Genomic DNA, 1,141 nt, shown 5'->3' with positions numbered 1-1,141 from the left:
CGCCAAACACTCTACACGGCAGAAGACCTCACCCGCTTCAAAGCCAAACAGGCGAAGAAACGGCTCGAAGCCATCAACCCACAAACAAAAGTGAAAGCATTCCATGAACAAATCCTTCCCAACAACGTCTACCTTCTCAAAGCAGACGTTGTCTTTGACTGCACCCAAGACAATGCAAGCACGGCCTTAATAGCAGAGCAATGCAAGAAGGATAAGTCACCGCTCATCATCGTCCGCTCCTACGGAACGGCATACTCTGTTATCGTCAGCACCAAGGCGGTGCCGGCCAAGCTGATTTCCTCCCTCAAAGAACCTGATTATGAGAAAGAAGGCATCCTCGGCGCTACAACACGGGAAGCCGCCGCAGTAGCCCTTGTGGAAGCCTACAAGATCATCTTGAAAGCCACCAAGGGTACCTACGCAGTTGAAGGGGACGTCTGGAAAGGAACAAAGAAGAAAACAACGCTATAAGGATTCGGATTCCTATAAGGAAGCCGAGCTCAACGAACCAAGAACGGCAAGAACAAGAACCCACAAGAACTCGTACGAACCAACAAGCTATCAGGATCTTTCATGGCGCTCTCCAACGACCTCTCATCTTTCAAGGACATCCTCGACCGGAGCGCCAGGCCCCTCTTCTTCTTTGACAACGACTGTGACGGCACGTGCGCGTTCCTCCAAGCGTGGCGCTACAAAAAAGAAGGCAAAGGACACCCCACAGGACACGCACTCGGAACAGAGCACCTCAAAAAAGTTCGCGAGTACGCTCCCGACCTCATCGTCGCCCTTGACATCGCCGTCATCGACGAAGAATTCGTCAGAGGAACCCAAACGCCCATCCTCTGGCTCGACCACCACCCCCTGCAAACCAAGGTACACACCCACAAAAACGTCACGTTCATCAACCCACGCGTATACGACCCAAGCGACGGAGCGCCGACCTCTTCGCTCGTGTACCACGCGATCGGCAACAAAGACGATCTCTGGATCGCCGCGGCCGGCACCGTCAGCGACTGGCACCTAGGCCCTGTTGCTGACCTATTCGCCAAAACCTACCCGGACCTCCTCGACACGAAAAGCAAAAACGCTGCACGCGTCATTTACACCACCCCCCTCGGAAAACTCATCCGCATCATCACCT

The 1,141-nt window shown here is 53.9% G+C and carries 2 protein-coding genes; both read left to right on the top strand.

The features are described from left to right. Nucleotides 1-471 (top strand): hypothetical protein (locus tag D6783_04515; protein ID RME52530.1); only part of this gene is annotated, 471 nt, incomplete at its 5' end. A gap of 102 nt (nt 472-573) precedes the next feature. Next, the coding region (locus D6783_04510) for a hypothetical protein (protein ID RME52529.1) at nt 574-1,141 on the top strand (568 nt) is incomplete at its 3' end.

The sequence above is a fragment of the Candidatus Woesearchaeota archaeon genome (assembly GCA_003694805.1).
Classification (GTDB): Archaea; Nanobdellota; Nanobdellia; order Woesearchaeales; family J110; genus J110.
Note: the sequence above shows the minus strand (reverse complement) of the source record. Positions and strands in the feature narration are given on the sequence as shown.